12 protein-coding genes and 3 pseudogenes are annotated in these 14,309 nt (G+C 70.9%); 8 read left to right on the top strand and 7 right to left on the bottom strand.

Translation table 11 applies throughout. The features are described 5' to 3' along the window. Positions 1-4: 4 nt before the first annotated feature. Positions 5-208: pseudogene (locus ACWC9T_RS24680) on the bottom strand (hypothetical protein); the annotation flags it as partial. A gap of 75 nt (positions 209-283) precedes the next feature. Between ACWC9T_RS24680 and ACWC9T_RS24675 the strand changes: the two are divergent. From ACWC9T_RS24675 to ACWC9T_RS24660, 4 genes and pseudogenes are all read left to right on the top strand, one after another. Further along, on the top strand, positions 284-1,024 hold the full coding sequence (locus ACWC9T_RS24675) for an SIR2 family NAD-dependent protein deacylase (protein ID WP_449823216.1): 741 nt from the start codon (positions 284-286) through the stop codon (positions 1,022-1,024). A gap of 74 nt (positions 1,025-1,098) precedes the next feature. Continuing rightward, entirely contained in the window at positions 1,099-2,313 is a 1,215-nt protein-coding gene (locus tag ACWC9T_RS24670) for a cytochrome P450 (RefSeq protein WP_449823215.1), read from the top strand. A 20-nt stretch (positions 2,314-2,333) separates the two neighbouring features. Continuing rightward, a pseudogene (locus tag ACWC9T_RS24665) lies at positions 2,334-2,840 on the top strand (ADP-ribosylglycohydrolase family protein); the annotation flags it as partial. Positions 2,841-2,865: 25 nt separating this feature from the next. Next, on the top strand, positions 2,866-4,446 hold the full coding sequence (locus ACWC9T_RS24660; protein WP_449823214.1) for a recombinase family protein: 1,581 nt from the start codon (positions 2,866-2,868) through the stop codon (positions 4,444-4,446). A 1,014-nt stretch (positions 4,447-5,460) separates the two neighbouring features. On the opposite strand, the gene ACWC9T_RS24655 is transcribed toward ACWC9T_RS24660, so the two are convergent. The 4 genes from ACWC9T_RS24655 to ACWC9T_RS24640 all read right to left on the bottom strand — a co-directional run bounded on the left by ACWC9T_RS24655 (position 5,461) and on the right by ACWC9T_RS24640 (position 7,144). Next, positions 5,461-5,754, bottom strand: a complete 294-nt coding sequence (locus ACWC9T_RS24655; RefSeq protein WP_449823213.1) for a hypothetical protein — start codon at positions 5,752-5,754, stop codon at positions 5,461-5,463. A gap of 169 nt (positions 5,755-5,923) precedes the next feature. After that, entirely contained in the window at positions 5,924-6,214 is a 291-nt protein-coding gene (locus tag ACWC9T_RS24650) for a hypothetical protein (protein WP_449823212.1), read from the bottom strand. Continuing rightward, a complete protein-coding gene (locus ACWC9T_RS24645) occupies positions 6,211-6,414 on the bottom strand; it encodes a hypothetical protein (protein WP_449823211.1) in 204 nt (67 codons plus the stop codon). Before ACWC9T_RS24645 ends, ACWC9T_RS24650 begins: the two co-directional genes overlap by 4 nt. A 307-nt stretch (positions 6,415-6,721) precedes the next feature. Then, positions 6,722-7,144 carry an ATP-binding protein gene (locus tag ACWC9T_RS24640; protein WP_449823210.1) on the bottom strand — a complete coding sequence of 141 codons (423 nt, stop codon included), beginning with the start codon at positions 7,142-7,144 and terminating at the stop codon, positions 6,722-6,724. A gap of 152 nt (positions 7,145-7,296) precedes the next feature. On the opposite strand from ACWC9T_RS24640, the gene ACWC9T_RS24635 reads away from it, so the two are divergent. From ACWC9T_RS24635 to ACWC9T_RS24620, 4 genes and pseudogenes are all read left to right on the top strand, one after another. Further along, a complete protein-coding gene (locus ACWC9T_RS24635; protein WP_449823236.1) occupies positions 7,297-8,625 on the top strand; it encodes a tetratricopeptide repeat protein in 1,329 nt (442 codons plus the stop codon). A 75-nt stretch (positions 8,626-8,700) separates the two neighbouring features. Then, entirely contained in the window at positions 8,701-9,213 is a 513-nt protein-coding gene (locus tag ACWC9T_RS24630) for a DinB family protein (protein WP_449823209.1), read from the top strand. 196 nt (positions 9,214-9,409) lie between these two features. Continuing rightward, a pseudogene (locus tag ACWC9T_RS24625) lies at positions 9,410-9,919 on the top strand (ADP-ribosylglycohydrolase family protein); the annotation flags it as partial. A gap of 350 nt (positions 9,920-10,269) precedes the next feature. Then, entirely contained in the window at positions 10,270-11,589 is a 1,320-nt protein-coding gene (locus ACWC9T_RS24620; protein ID WP_449823208.1) for a serpin family protein, read from the top strand. A gap of 3 nt (positions 11,590-11,592) precedes the next feature. Here the strand turns inward: ACWC9T_RS24620 and ACWC9T_RS24615 are convergent, their stop codons facing one another. Further along, positions 11,593-12,705: an ADP-ribosylglycohydrolase family protein gene (locus tag ACWC9T_RS24615; protein WP_449823207.1), complete on the bottom strand. Its 1,113-nt coding sequence runs from the start codon at positions 12,703-12,705 to the stop codon at positions 11,593-11,595. Positions 12,706-12,976: 271 nt separating this feature from the next. Then, positions 12,977-14,248 carry a DUF2786 domain-containing protein gene (locus ACWC9T_RS24610; RefSeq protein WP_449823206.1) on the bottom strand — a complete coding sequence of 424 codons (1,272 nt, stop codon included), beginning with the start codon at positions 14,246-14,248 and terminating at the stop codon, positions 12,977-12,979. Between the last annotated feature and the right edge of the window lie 61 nt (positions 14,249-14,309).

Below are 14,309 nucleotides of genomic sequence, written 5' to 3'. Positions count from 1 at the left end.
CCGTGGTGCCGACCAGGCTCACGCACTCCAGGCCGAGCGACTCGGCGAACGCCCTGACCAGGGAGGACTTGTCGATCCCGGGCGCTCCCCAGAGGAAGACCGGACGGACGGTGGCCAGCCCGAGCAGCAGCTCGGGGATCTGGGCGGGCGAGAGGCTGACTGCTCCCTGCGCGGGGCTCCTTCGCGGTACGGCGGGTGACCGGCCCAGTGTGCGGCGGGAGTTGACCGGGCGCACCGGATTTTCGGTGGCCGCGGGCGGGGCGGCGGTCGTACCGTCCCGGGTATGAACGCGAAGCGCCCCCTGATCGCCGTGCTCACCGGCGCGGGCATCTCGACCGACTCCGGCATCCCCGACTACCGCGGCCCGCAGGGTCTGTGGCAGAAGGACCCGTCGGCGCAGAAGCTCGTGACCATCGGCCCGTACCTGGCCGATCCGGAGGTGCGCAAGCGGGCCTGGCTGATGCGCCGCGACGCCGGCGCGCTGGCCGCCGAGCCGAACGCCGGGCACCGCGCGCTGGTGGACCTGGAGCGTTCCGGGCTGCCGGTGCGGGTGCTGACCCAGAACGTGGACGGGCTGCACCAGCGGGCCGGCCTGCCCGCCCGCAAGATGCTCGAACTGCACGGCACCGCGCGGGAGGTGCAGTGCGTGCGCTGCCGGGTCACCGGGACGATGGAGGAGGCGCTGGCGCGGGTCGAGGCGGGCGAGCCGGACCCGGCGTGCCGGGACTGCGGCGGCATCCTCAAGCCTCGAACGGTGATGTTCGGGGAGAACCTGGACCCGATGGTGCTCCAGCAGGCGGACGCGATCGCCAAGGCCTGCGACATCTTCGTCGCGGTGGGCACCAGCCTCCAGGTCTACCCGGTGGCCGCGCTGCCGCAGATCGCGCTGGAGGGCGGTGCCCGGCTGGTCGTCATGAACGGCGAGCCGACCCCCTTCGACGAGGCCGCGGCCGAGGTGATCCGGGAACCGATCTCCCGGGCGCTGCCCGAGCTGGTGCGGCGACTGGTCACGGAAGGGGCGTAAGGACCCTTTACGGACGCACCGCATTCATACGATGATCTTCCCGGCTTCCCCTCACGGCCTGGAGTGATCGACCGATGACGACGACGGCGAAGATCGACCCCTGGTCGGCGGAGTTCGTGGCCCACCCGTACGACGCGTACGCCGAGCTGCGCGAGCACGCGCCGGTGACGTACTTCGAGCCGACGAACCAGTGGCTCGTCTCGCGCCACGAGGACGTCAGCGCCCTGCTGCGCGACCGACGGCTCGGCCGCACCTACACCCACCGCTACAGCCACCAGGAGTTCGGCCGCCCCGAACCCGATCCGGCGCACGAGCCCTTCCACACCCTCAACGACCACGGGCTGCTCGACCTGGAGGCCCCCGACCACACCAGGATCCGCCGCCTGGTCTCCAAGGCCTTCACCCCGCGCATGGTCGAGGGGCTGCGGCCGACCGTCCGGCGTCTGGCCGGCGAACTGGTCGACGGGCTGCTCGCGGCCGGCGGCGGCGACCTGATCGCCGCCGTCGCCGAGCCGCTGCCGGTCGCCGTGATCGCCGAGATGCTCGGCGTCCCGGAGAGCGACCGGCACCTGCTGCGCCCCTGGTCCGCCGACATCACCGGCATGTTCGAGCTCAACCCGACCGAGGAGGCCGCCCGCCGGGCCGTCACCGCGAGCATCGAGTTCTCCGACTACCTGCGCACCCTGATCCGCGAGCGCCGCAGCGCCCCCGGCACCGACCTGATCAGCGCGCTGATCCAGGCCCAGGAGGGCTCCGACGCGCTCAGCGAGCAGGAGATGGTCTCCACCTGCGTGCTGCTGCTCAACGCCGGCCACGAGGCGACCGTCAACACCACCGGCAACGGCTGGTGGGCGCTGTTCCGCAACCCCGGGGAACTCGCCCGGCTGCGCGGCTCGGTCGACGAACTGCTGCCCACCGCCGTCGAGGAACTGATGCGCTGGGACACCCCGCTGCAGATGTTCGAGCGCTGGGTGCTGGAGGACATCGAGGTCCGCGGCGTCACCATCCCGCGCGGCGCCGAGATCGCCCTGCTCTTCGGCTCCGCCAACCGCGACCCCGAGCGCTTCGCCGACCCCGACCGCCTCGACCTCGGCCGCACCGACAACCCGCACATCACCTTCGGCGCCGGAATCCACTTCTGCCTCGGCGCGCCCCTTGCCAGACTGGAGCTCACCGAGTCCTACGGCACCCTGCTGCGCCGGGCCCCGGGCCTGCGGCTGGTCCGCGAACCCGAGTGGAACCCGGGCTACGTGATCCGGGGACTCAAGGAACTGCAGGTCGAGCTGTAACGGGAAGAGGGGGAGCTGCCGTGGGCAAGGCGACGGGGGCGCTGCTGGGGCTGGCGATCGGCGACGCGATCGGCCACCGTACTGAGTTCGACGAGATCGAGCACATCGCCCAGTACTGTCCGGACTGGCGTCAACTCCCGTTGCCTGAGCCGGCGCTGGTCACCGACGACACCCAGATGACCCTCGCCCTCGGCCGCGGCCTGCGCACCGCCCTGGAACGCGGGCCGCTGACGCCGCTTCGGCTGGAGCGGCCGGTCCGCGAGGAGTTCGTCGACTGGTGGCGATCCCCGGAGAACAACCGCGCCCCCGGCATGACCTGCCTGCGCGCCTGCGAGCGGCTCAGCCACCCCGAGTACCGCTGGCAGCAGGCGAGCGACGTCGGCTCCAAGGGCTGCGGCGCCAACATGCGGGTCGCCCCGATCGGGCTGATCCGCGACCTGGACGCCCGGCAGCTCTCCGGCGCCGCGCAGCTGCAGTCCGCGCTCACCCACGGCCACCCGACCGCGCTCGCCGCCAGCGACCTCACGGTCTCTCAACCTATCTTGGAGCCATGTGAATCGACACGATGCAGTGAACCGACCGCTGCGGGTCGGTGGATACGTTCGGATCTCGGATGACCCCCTCGGACTGGAGAAGGGCGTCACCCGGCAACGGGAGGACGTGACCGCTCTCGCCGAACAACTCGGTTGGAAAGTCTCGGAGTTCTACGTCGAGAACGACACGAGCGCCTACCGGAAGCGGCGCGTTGTAGGACCGGACGGCCGAAGCAACTGGGTGGTTGTCCGCCCCGAGTTCCGGCGGATGCTGGCGGACTACGAGGACGGCAAGATCGACGGGATCATCGTCTACGACCTTGACCGTCTCGCCCGGCAGAACCGCGACCTTGAGGACTTGATCGATCTCGTCCAGTACTACCGGAGGCCGGTCAAGTCCGTCACTGGGCAGCTCGACCTGATGACCGACGCCGGCCAGGCCATGGCCCGCATCCTGGTGACCATTGCGAACAAGTCCAGTGCGGACACCGCCCGCCGGGTCGCGCGAGCGCGCTTGCAGGTCGCCCAGGAGGGTCGCCACCGCAACGGAGGCCGTCGGTTCGGGTGGAAAGACGATGGGGTCAGCCTGGAGCCCAGGGAGGCTGACGCGCTGAGCCAGGCCGCTGAGCGGTTCGTTGCGGGCGAGGCGTGGACTTCGCTGGTTCTCGGCCTCACGGCATCCGGCATTCGCCCGGTGAAGGCGGAGCAGTGGCACATGAAGTCGTTCAAGCGGATGCTGCTCTCTCCGCGCATTGCCGGAATCGTGGTCTATACCGGTGCGCTGCACCCTGACCGTACGGACTCCAGGCCGCACGAGGTGCACCATGATCCGTTCGGCTCGGCACTCAGGGATCAGCACGGCCAGTACGTGCGGGGCGAGTGGAAGCCGATCATCTCGGTCGAGCTGTGGGAAGCCGTGGTGACCGAGGCGGCGCGCCGGAAGGGCGGTAAGGACTTCACCGGCGCTGGTACCCGGAAGTACCTGCTGTCCGGGCTGCTTCGCTGCGGCCGGGTCCTGGACGACGGCCGGGTGTGCAACAAGCCTCTGAACGGGACCCGGACGAAGAACCGGCGGACCGGCGACTACACGCCGATCTACAAATGCCCGCAGCCGTCGTACGGCGGGTGCGGTCGCATCCAGCGCCAGGTGGATCCGCTGGACGAGCTGATCGAGGATCTTCTCTTCCTCCACCTGGAAGAGAACCGCCCCAAAGGCGATGACGGGTCCGAGCCCGGGGCCGACGGACAGGGCGAGGTGGAGCGAGAGCTTGACGATCTCCAGTCGCGGTTGGAGCGGCTGCGCGTTGAGTATGCGAAGGGCGTCGTCTCCTCGGACACGTTTTTCGCCCTGGTGCCCGTGCTGGAGGCGACCATCAAGGAGCGGCGCGCGGAGCTGGCCGAGCGGTCGCGGGACCGTATGACGGCCGCTCGATACCGGCAGACCCCCGAACAGGTGCGGGAAGAGTGGGACAAGGCGCCGACCATGGCTGCCAAGCGTGCGATCTTGGGCCAGTACCTCCGGGCCGTGGTTGTGCACCCGGCCAGGTGGCGAGGCAACGGCTTCGACTACGAGACCATTGAGCCGATCTGGATCGGATGACCCCGGCGGGCGCTCGGCCTCGGCTGTCAGTGGTGCGAAGTCGAGGCCGGGCGCTCCTACCTATCGATCACGCCGATCGGCCGTCCGGAGGAGGGCCCGAGTTCTCCGCCATTGCTCAGGCGTGATCTTGGGCGCCCGAGCGACGTGGTGCCGGAGCCACTCCTCACGGGTCATGTGCGCCGACGCGGGGCGGGATGCCGCCGCCGAGGTCGGTTCCGCCGGGGGATCGGGACAGCGGTGCGCGGGCGTGGCAGCGCCATCGGTGCCGGACACGGGGCAGCCTCCAGGCATGCGGGGTGGGCAGGGGCGGGCGGAGGTGCTGACCGGTTGGTCGTGACATGGGAGAGGTTCCTTCCGTGATCACCGGCGGACAGGCCGATGCGGGGATGGATGGAGTGCGGCGCGGCCGCAGGCGGGCGCGCTACCTGCGAGTCAGGAGAGAGATCAACGGCCTGTAGCCGGATCAGGCATCGAATGTGCCCGGAGAGCGTTTCGCTGGCCGAACCAGCGGGGCGGACCCCCGTCGTGCAAAGGTGCTTACGTTTGACATTCTCTCAGGCGCCGCCGACAGGCACCAGCCTGTTGCGCGAGCGGTGATCAGGCGGCCGGGCCGGGGCTGTCGCAACTTGCCTTTACTTACTCAAGCGGCGGCGCATCCGCGCCGCCGGGCGGCCCCAGCCGCCCCGGCCGGGCATGCGGCCTTGCGGCCGTTCCGGGCCGGGCGGCTGGCCGCCCACGGATGCTTGACCGCTGGAAAGCGGAAGGCGCCCAGGTCCGTTCGCTGCCGCCGGGGGGCCGGGGGTGGCCGGCCGAGGGAGGCTTTACGCACCTTGCCGGGCTGGGGCCCGCGTCGGGCAAGGACGGGGGGCCACTCGGCCCAATTGCGGTCAGGCCCAAAAGCCCTGACCGAGTTCGCAGCAGCTTACGGCCCCCCGACCATGCCCGATCCCAACCCGGCAAGGACACCGCCCAAAGCCTCCCCCGGCAGGCCACGTGCTCAGCCACCCCTACCGGTCAGGCCAGCTCCCGCCGGGCGTGCGCGGCCAGGCACAGCAGTTCCTCCAGGCTCAACCAGCCCTCAGCGACACCCTCCAGCCGAACCACCGGGCCGCCTTGGGCATTGGTGTCGGCGATGGCCCGCAGCTGTCTGCGCTCCACGCCACACACCGCCAGGAGGCCGTTCAGCTCGTCCGCCGTCCGGCGCGCGGTCCGCCATCCGGCCGCGTAGTCCACGCCCGGCAGCCACACCCACGAGTCCGGGTCGAGGTTCGCCGCCAACTCCGCACCGAAGTCGTCGTCCTCGTCCAACAGTGCTTCAACTCCCTTGATCTGCAACCGAATCAGCTCATCCGTGCACAGACATGCCGAGGAGCCCGATACCATCGGCATCGGGTTCCGACCCACCGGACCACCCCACCCCTGCCAAGGTCACGGGGTGGTCCGGCACGTCTTCAGTTGTCCCTGATCAAGTCAGGCCTTACTGCGCTGTCCCGCCTTCCTCGGGGTCACGCCCGAAGATCCGCCGGAACAGCACCGCCTCACTCAGACCGAGCAGCGGATCATCAACTCCGGTTCTCTCTCGCCAGATCCGTTGCATCAGGTCCGTCCGGAAGCCGTCGAGGAATCCCGGCTCGGCACACCACTGCGCCACCTCCCGGTGCGCGGCGCGCCGCCCCGGCGAGATTGCCCGCGCCAGCCGCGAGAACTGGCCGTCCAGGAGCCACCAGGTCAAGGCGCGGTCCCGCCAGACCCGCAGTCGGCGGATCACCGGGGCGTCCAGGGGGCAGCCGGGTACAGGCGGACCACGGTCGGGGTCAGGTCGAGGAAGGCCAGGGCTCGCACCTCCCCGTGCGTCGCGAGCCGGTGCCCGATCGACTGCACCTCCGGCGGCCCGAACAGCTCAGTGAAGTACCCGTGCTGGTCCGGGCTGAGCGGCAGTGCGCTCAGCGTCTTCAGAAGCGCGGCCATCGCGTCCGGCAGCCTGCTGAACCGCGCAGGCGCCGCCACGCCCCGCACTTCCACGACCACCGGGAACGGGTACGGCGATTCCGCCCCCGGCCCAGGACTTCCGGCCGCCAGGACCAGGTTCGTCCCCGGTCCGCCGTGGCCTCCAAGCGGCATCACTTCCCGGACACCTCCCCCGCGCGACGCGGGTGCCAGCTGTGGACACGCACCGCCTGACTGTTCACGACGATGTACCGGGCCCGCGCCTTCCTCAGCCCCGCACCGCAGTAGAAACACCGCCACGCCGCCGCAATGGACGCCTTCGCGCGCCTCATCGAGCACCACCTTCCGGGCCCACCAAGGACCAAACGATCTTCCCGATACCTTCCGGCCGGGGTTCACAGCCCCACTCCATGGACAAGGCCTCCACCAGGCACAGCCCCCGGCCCGACGCGTCACCCGGTCCGGTGGACCGCCGGATCACCGGCTTCTCGCTGCTCGCGTCGTGCACCTCGATCCGGAGGTGGCCGCAGACCAACTCGAAGCGCACGGCGATCTCTCGCCCGGGCGATACCCGCGCGTGCATCACCGCGTTGGTCACCAGCTCCGAAAGCACAAGCCGGCCATCGGCCAGGAGGGCGTCACCGCCAGGAACCCGCCGAAGGAACTCACGCAGGTGATCCCTTGCCGTTCCGACGGATCGGCGGTGCCGCGTGAGCCTCGCTTCGAACGCGGAAACCTCGACGGCTGGCATCCTGCCCCTCCTCTGACGGCAATTCGTTGCGCACAGAAGAGGATTCAGGGAGAGGGGCCGCAGTCGCTCCCCCATGGTGGGTATACCCATGATGGGTACACTTGGTGATCAAAACGCGACTCGGCGTCAGGTCGGCACATGGGGACGTGATCATGCCTGAAGCTCCAACGCCCGCTGCACTCCCACCGCACATCCTTGAGCGCGCCGACGTGCGCGATGCCCTGAACCGTCGCGACTTGGGCGAGGTCTTCGCGCTGGCTCGGAAATGGGGTGGCATCAGCTTCACCAAGATCGGTGAGGCGATCGACATGAAGGCCGAACGAGTCGGCAAGTTGGCCCGTGGTGAAGGCGTGATCACCACCATGGAGAAGATCATCCAGGTCGCGGACGGTCTGCGGATTCCCGGCCATCTTCTCGGCTTGGCCGCCCGGCCCTGGGAGCGCGGCGCTGTGGTAGGAGTGGTCACACAACCGCCAGCCGCCGTTGCTTTGCCGCCCGCAGGAAGCTTCGGCCTGTGGGAGGTAGCCGAGATGGTGCGACGGATTGAGCAGTCCGACATAAACCCGGCATCGATGGAGTCGATCGAAGCCGCGATTTACCAGCTCTGCCGGGCCTATCCGTACGCGCCGGCTGCCGACCTCCACCAGAAGACCCGCGAGGGGATCAACTTCGTCACCCGACAGTTGGACCGCCGGATCTCACTCAAGCAGCACCGTGACCTGCTGGTCGATGCCGGGTGGCTCTTCCTGCTGGGCGGCTGCCTCGAATACGACATGGGCCAGGTCGAGGCGGCGAACCTCAGCAGGGCCGCAGCCCTCCGCCTCGGAGTCGAGAGTGGCCATGGTGAGATCGTCGCCTGGGCATGGGAACTTGAGGCATGGTTCGCCCTCACGCAGGGGCGCTTCGCTGACGTGATCACCGCTGTTGAAGCTGGCCACGCCGCCGACGCCAGCCACTCGATCGGTGCTCAGCTCTATGGGCAGGCCGCCAAGGCTTACGGGCGCATGGGCGACAGCCGAGGAGTGCGAGACGCCCTTGAGGCCGGGCGTGCCAGGCTGGAACGCCTTCCTCGGCCGGAACACCCGGACCACCACTTCGTCATCGATCCCGACAAGTGGGCTTTCTACGCGATGGACGCCTACCGGCTGCTCGGCGATGACGACCGCGCCACGGTCCACGCCAGAGAAGTCATCCAGGTGGGCACCGCGCCCGACGGGTCCGAGCGCTCGCCCATGCGCATGGCGGAGGCCAGGCTCACGCTCGGTGTCGCTGCGGCTCGCCGAGGTGAACTTGAGGAGGCCGTTGCTGTCGCCGGGCGAGCCTTCGAGGCAGAGCGGAAGTCACTGCCCTCCCTGCTCATGATCGCCGGAGAGCTGGACCAGGAGCTCCAGGCGAACTACCCCAAGGAGATCCTGACCCGGCAGTTCCATGAGCAGCTGGTCACCATCGGGGCGGAGAGCAAGCCCGCTCTCCCGTTCTAGTGCCTCATCAAGTAACGTTCGCCCCTGTCAGGGTCCTGCCTGTCGATGGCTTCGGTCGTTGGTGATAATCGACCGATGAGCGCCATCGAACGCCCTTTGCCGCCTCTGAACGCTGACGAGCGCACCACGCTCGAAAGCTGGCTTGACTTTCACCGCGCCACGCTCGCCAGGAAGTGCGAGGGCCTGGACGAGGAGCAGGCCGCCCTCGCGTCCGTGCCGCCGTCCGGCTTCACATTGACTGGCCTCGTCCAGCACATGGCGGAGGTGGAGCGGAACTGGTTCCGTCGAGTGTTCGCCGGAGAACAGGCCCTGCCCATCTACGACCCGCAGGCCGACCCCTCTGCCCCCGACGGCGGCTTCGAACTGGCCGAGGGCGCCACACTGCACGACGCCCTCGCCACCTGGCACGCGGAGATCACCCGTGCCCGCGAGCTCTGCGCCGACCGTGCTCTGACCGACACTGGCCGTTTCATGGAGCAGGACGTCAGCCTCCGCTGGATCTACGTCCACATGGTCGAGGAGTACGCCCGCCACAACGGCCACGCCGACCTGCTCCGGGAGCGCATCGACGGCACCACTGGTGCGTGACACCGGATCAGGTAGATCGCCCGATTGTGAGGTGACGCGCCGCCGGGTTCCGTGCCGGGCGGCGCGTCGTGTCAGGGTGCCCGGGTGGCTGAACGTGTGCACGTGCGCGAGATCGATGACGACGAGGTGGAGCTAGGCACCTTCGGAATCACCTTGACCTGGGGCGATTCAGATAGCAACCAACATACGTTGGAAAGCGGCTTGCGACCTCACCGCTTACGCCGTCCGCAAGCTCGCCGAGGGCCTCCCGCCCGCCGGGCTGCCCGCGGTGCTGCGGGCGTACGCGCTGGCGAGCCGCGAGCGGTACGACGAGTTCTGGCTCGGCGACCTCGCCGCGCGCTGGTACGGCTCCTCGCCGCAGGCCGTCATCGCCCGCGGTTGGGACGACTGCCTGGCCGTCCTGGACCAGCTGGACGCCGCACTCGCCGCACCCGACCTGGAGGCCGACCCGTGCCTGGCCACCGGCGAGGGCTGGGTCGCCGAGGAAGCCTTCGGCACCGGCCTGCTCTGCTTCCTGCTGCTGCCGGACGACCCGGTCGCGGCCGTGCGCCGGGCTGCGTACAGCTCCGGCGACTCCGACTCGCTCGCCTGCCTGACCGGCGCCTTCGCGGGCGCCCACCACGGCGAGTCGGTCTGGCCGACGGAGTGGGTCGAGCGGATCGAGTACCGCGACGAGCTGCTGGCGCTCGGAGCACTCTGGGACTGAACGGTCAAGGCTCGGTCTCGCTGCCGAAGATCCGCCGGAACAGCGCCGCCTCGTTCAGGTCGGCCAGTGGGTCCTCAACTCCGGTGTGTTCCCGCCAGATCCGTCGCATCAACTGCATCCGGTAGCTGTCGAGATACCCAGGCTCGTCGCACCACCGCGTCACGGCTGTCGGCGGCCCCCCGCACCTCGGACGAGTCCTTCGAAACCGCCTGGTGCAACCCGGACGAGGTGGACGCGCTGCCCATGGTCGCGAGCATTCGCAAGCGGCTCGATGACTGGCGAAGCGGTCGGATTCCTGTCGTCCGGTAGCCGGCGCGGAACCGGTCGGCGGGGTGCCGCGTCGAAGGGCCATGACGAACAGCAGCACCGGAACCCGTCGTACGTCCCGCCGCCCGGCGGCGCTGCTCCTGGCCGCCGCGCTCGCCGCGCCGCTGATCGCCGGCTGCGGCAGCACCGGGGCCGCGACCGGCACGGAGCTGAGAGCCTCCGCGCCGGACGGCGGGGCCGCGGTCGATCCGGCCCAGGTGGCCGCCACCGCGAAGGCCACCGACGCCTTCGGGCTCGACCTCCTGCACACCCTCACCGCCAAGCCGGACGACGCCGGGCGCAACCTCGTGGTCTCCCCGTCCGGCCTGGCCACCGTGCTCGCCATGCTGCTCCCCGGCGCCCGCGGCGTGACCGCCGACGAGCTCGCCAAGGCCCTCCACACCGACCTCGACCCGAAGCAGTACGCCCTCGCCACCGGCGCCCTGAACCGACCCGTGCCGACCACCGACGGACTCACCCTGCGCCAGAGCGACGAGGTCTGGACGCAGCAGGGCTTCCCGGTGGAGCCCGACTACCTGGCCGGCCTCGCCGCCGCCTTCGACGCCGGAGTGCACACCACCGACTTCAAGAAGGACCCCGAGGGCAGCCGCAAGGCCGTCAACGCGGCCGTGGAGAAGGCCACCGAGGGGCGGATCAAGGACCTCTTCGCCCCGAACCAGATCAACGGGGACAGCCGGGTGGTCCTCACCGACGCGCTCTACCTCAAGGCGAAGTGGGCCTCCGAGTTCAAGCCCGGGCACACCGCGGACCGCCCGTTCCACAAGCTCGACGGGTCCACCCCGTCCGTCCCCACCATGAGCCAGACCGGTGACTTCAAGTACGCCGACGGCTCCGGCGGGATCGCCGGCGAGCCCTGGCAGGCCGTCGAACTCCCGTACAAGGACGGCAACCTGGTGATGGACCTGATCGTGCCCGCACAGGGCGGCTTCGCGGCCTTCGCCAAGGGGCTGGACCAGCCCCAGCTCGACCGGATCCTCGGCGCCCTCGCAGAGCAGCCCGTCGACCTGCAGCTGCCGCGCTTCCACTTCGACACGTCCAACGAGCTCACCCCCGCGCTGCGCTCGCTCGGCGTCCACTCGGTCTTCGACCACGCCGACCTCAGCGGTATCGCCAAGGAGCCGCTCGCCGTCAGCACGGTGGTGCAGAAGGCCACCGTTCAGGTCGACGAGGAGGGCACCGTCGCGGCGGCCGGCAGCGGCGTCGGGATCGCCGCCGGGGCGGCGCCCGCCCCGAACGAGCCCGTCCAACTGCACATCGACCGGCCGTTCCTGTTCCTGGTCCGGGACACCTCGGGCGGGCGGCCGCTGTTCCTCGGTCAGGTCACCGACCCGCAGGCGAAGTAGCCCCTACCAGGCCGGGTAGCGCCCGCCGAGCGCCGGGTGGCCGGGGTCGCGGCTGCCGAACAGCACCAGCAGGTCGTCCGCGACCGTCAGCAGTTCGGCCCGCCCCTCGACCGCCCCGGCCCACTCGGCGGGCAGCGCCGAGGCGCCGTACGCGGCCCCGACCAGGTTGCCGCAGACCGCGCCGGCGGAGTCGCTGTCCCCGGAGTGGTTCACCGACAGCAGCAGCGCGGTGCGCACCGGGTCGGGGTCGAGGGTGGCGGCCAGCAACGCGTACACCGAGATGGCCAGGCACTCCTCGGCGACCCAGCCCAGCCCGACCCGCTCCACCGTGTCCGCCGAGGGCTCGGCCTCCTGGGCGAGCCGCACCGCCCGGGCCAGCGCCTGGACGGTCTCCTTGGACTTCGGCAGCTCGCGGATCTGCTCGACCGTCTCGCCGACCGCCGCCCACGGCTCCGTCCCGGCTGCCAGCCGCTCGACCAGCGCCGCGAAGGCGCCCGCCGCGAGGTAGCCGGTCGGGTGCCCGTGGGTGAGCTGGGCGCACTGCACGGCCAGCCCGAAGGACTGCTCGACGCCGAGGCGGGCCAGCCCGAACGGCGCCGAGCGCATCACCGTGCCGCAGCCCTTGGAGCCGGGGTTGATCGGCCCCGGCCGCCCGATCGCGGACGGCGCCTCGAACACCGGGTGCTCGGACACCCCGCTCAGGCAGGCGTTGCCCGGTGCCCGCCGCGCGTACAGGAACGGCCGACCCAGCAGCCAGCCGTCGTACGGGCGGGGCTGCGGCTCGGTGTCCGGCTCGCCCTGGTACTGGGTCCGCAGCCAGCGCCGGTAGGCGCCGTGCATGGCCTCCGGCACCGAGCCGCCGCCGCCCGTCCAGCCGCGGACGAAACCGCGGATCAGGCCCTCGGCGGTGAACAGCGTCATCTGGGTGTCGTCGGTGACCTGCACCGGCCCGCTCCCGGACGGCAGCGCGGTCACGCCCTGCGGCCCGAAGCGGTCCAGGATCTGATGGAGCTGCAGGAACTCCACCGGCCAACCCAGCGCATCGCCGATCGCGCCGCCGAGCAGCGCTCCGCGCACCCGGTCGCGGTATCCCGACTCCGCCGCCGACTCCGTCACGTCGAATCCCCCTTCGTTCGTGGCGGGGTACGTTCTTTGGCTTCCTCGCCTCCGTGGTGAGGAGGCGATTCCCTCCGATCTCGCGACCGGATTGGGCTCCCGGTTGCCCGGTTGCCTGGTTGGCGCTTCACGGCCCGCCCACCGGCAAAGGCTCCACGCCCTGCAAACGCCTGCCCGGCGTCCGTTACTACGAAAGGTCGCACCAGGTGTCCCGGCTTGGCTGTCGCCGGAGACGTCATGATCGTACTGAACATCACCGACAGGCGGGACGTCAGTTGTGGATCTCGCCCCGCCCGTGCAGCGCGGCGCGGTCGGCGGCGGCCCGTCCGGCGGCCCAGCCCTCGCCGTCGCTGACCCGCACCCGCTGCGAGACCAGCTTCGGGAACAGCCGGCCGACCTCCTCGTCCACCTTCGCCGAGCGGGCGGCCAGCGCGGGCAGCAGCCGCTCGTCCGGCAGCAGCTGCTCCTCGGTGCCGTCCTCGCGCAGGTGGCGCCCGGCCGCGGCGGCGCTGGTGGTCCGCTCGGTGGCGGTGGTCAGCCGTTCGCGGATCCGCGCCGCGTACGCCACCAGGAAGGACTGCCGGAACGCCTTGCTGCGGGAGTCCTTGCCGGAGCCGGCCTTGTTGAGCGCGTGGGTGGCCTGCACCAGCAGCGAGGTGTAGAGCAGCTCGACGCCGTCCAGGTCGCCGTCGAAGCCGATCACGGTGCAGAAGCCGAACTCCTTCGCCCACACCACCCGGCACCGGTTCGCCGTCGCGACCGCGTCCAGCAGCATCGTCTTGGGGCCCTCGTACGGGTTGTCCACGCCGATCCGCAGCGCCGCCGGGGTGTCCCGGTCGGCACCGGCCGCGGCCAGCAGCGCCTCGTCGATGCTGTGCTGGGCCATCAGCTGCTGGGCCTTGGCGGTCAGCGCCTCGGCCTCCTCCGGGTACTCGGTGGACTCGGCCTTGGCCAGCAGCGCCCGGATCCGCGCCAGCATCCGCGGCTCACCGGTCACCGGGTCGGCGGGGCGCTGCGCCCGTACCGACTGGCCGGGCGCCGGGCCGACCGGGGCGATCGGGGGCAGCCGGCCCCAGCTGCGCAGCAGCTCCAGGACGGCGGTGGCGAGCGCGAAGCGGTCCAGGCGGTGCAGGTGGGCGAAGGCGCCGAGGTACTGCTCGTCGTCCGACCACCAGACCTCGGTCTCCAGCTCGCGCAGCTGCTCCTGCCAGCGCCGGTCCAGGCTCGCGGCGGGGTGGCGGCGGCCCTCGGCGGCGATCAGGTCCACCGCGAGCGCCAGGTGGACGGGCTTGAGCGTGCGCCGCACCACCCGCACCAGGTCGGCCGGGCGCCAGCCCGCCGACCAGCAACGGCCCACGGCGGTGTCCACGTACCCCAGCAGCGCCCGGCTGACCGCCGGCCACTGCCCGGCCGAGGCGGCCAGCAGCGAGGCCCCGGTGTCCAGCGCGAGGTCCAGCCCCTCGTCCGGGGCGGTGAGCACCGACCGCACCGCCTGCTCCAGCAGCGGCCCGGCGTTCCCGCCCTGCTGCGCGCGCTTGCCCACGGTGTGTCCCTGCTCTCCTCGACGGCCCGACCTCTCCGGCCCATGATGCCGGAGCGGCCGA

The sequence above is a fragment of the Kitasatospora sp. NPDC001159 genome, from assembly GCF_053598235.1.
Note: the sequence above shows the minus strand (reverse complement) of the source record. Positions and strands in the feature narration are given on the sequence as shown.

What these genes read in the sequence shown, in the direction of transcription:
- ACWC9T_RS24675 (WP_449823216.1), top strand. Translation starts at nt 284, where the DNA reads ATGAACGCGAAGCGCCCCCTGATCGCCGTGCTCACCGGCGCGGGCATC.
- ACWC9T_RS24670 (WP_449823215.1), top strand. Translation starts at nt 1,099, where the DNA reads ATGACGACGACGGCGAAGATCGACCCCTGGTCGGCGGAGTTCGTGGCC.
- ACWC9T_RS24645 (WP_449823211.1), bottom strand. Translation starts at nt 6,414, where the DNA reads ATGGCCGCGCTTCTGAAGACGCTGAGCGCACTGCCGCTCAGCCCGGAC.
- ACWC9T_RS24640 (WP_449823210.1), bottom strand. Translation starts at nt 7,144, where the DNA reads ATGCCAGCCGTCGAGGTTTCCGCGTTCGAAGCGAGGCTCACGCGGCAC.
- ACWC9T_RS24635 (WP_449823236.1), top strand. Translation starts at nt 7,297, where the DNA reads ATGCCTGAAGCTCCAACGCCCGCTGCACTCCCACCGCACATCCTTGAG.
- ACWC9T_RS24630 (WP_449823209.1), top strand. Translation starts at nt 8,701, where the DNA reads ATGAGCGCCATCGAACGCCCTTTGCCGCCTCTGAACGCTGACGAGCGC.
- ACWC9T_RS24620 (WP_449823208.1), top strand. Translation starts at nt 10,270, where the DNA reads ATGACGAACAGCAGCACCGGAACCCGTCGTACGTCCCGCCGCCCGGCG.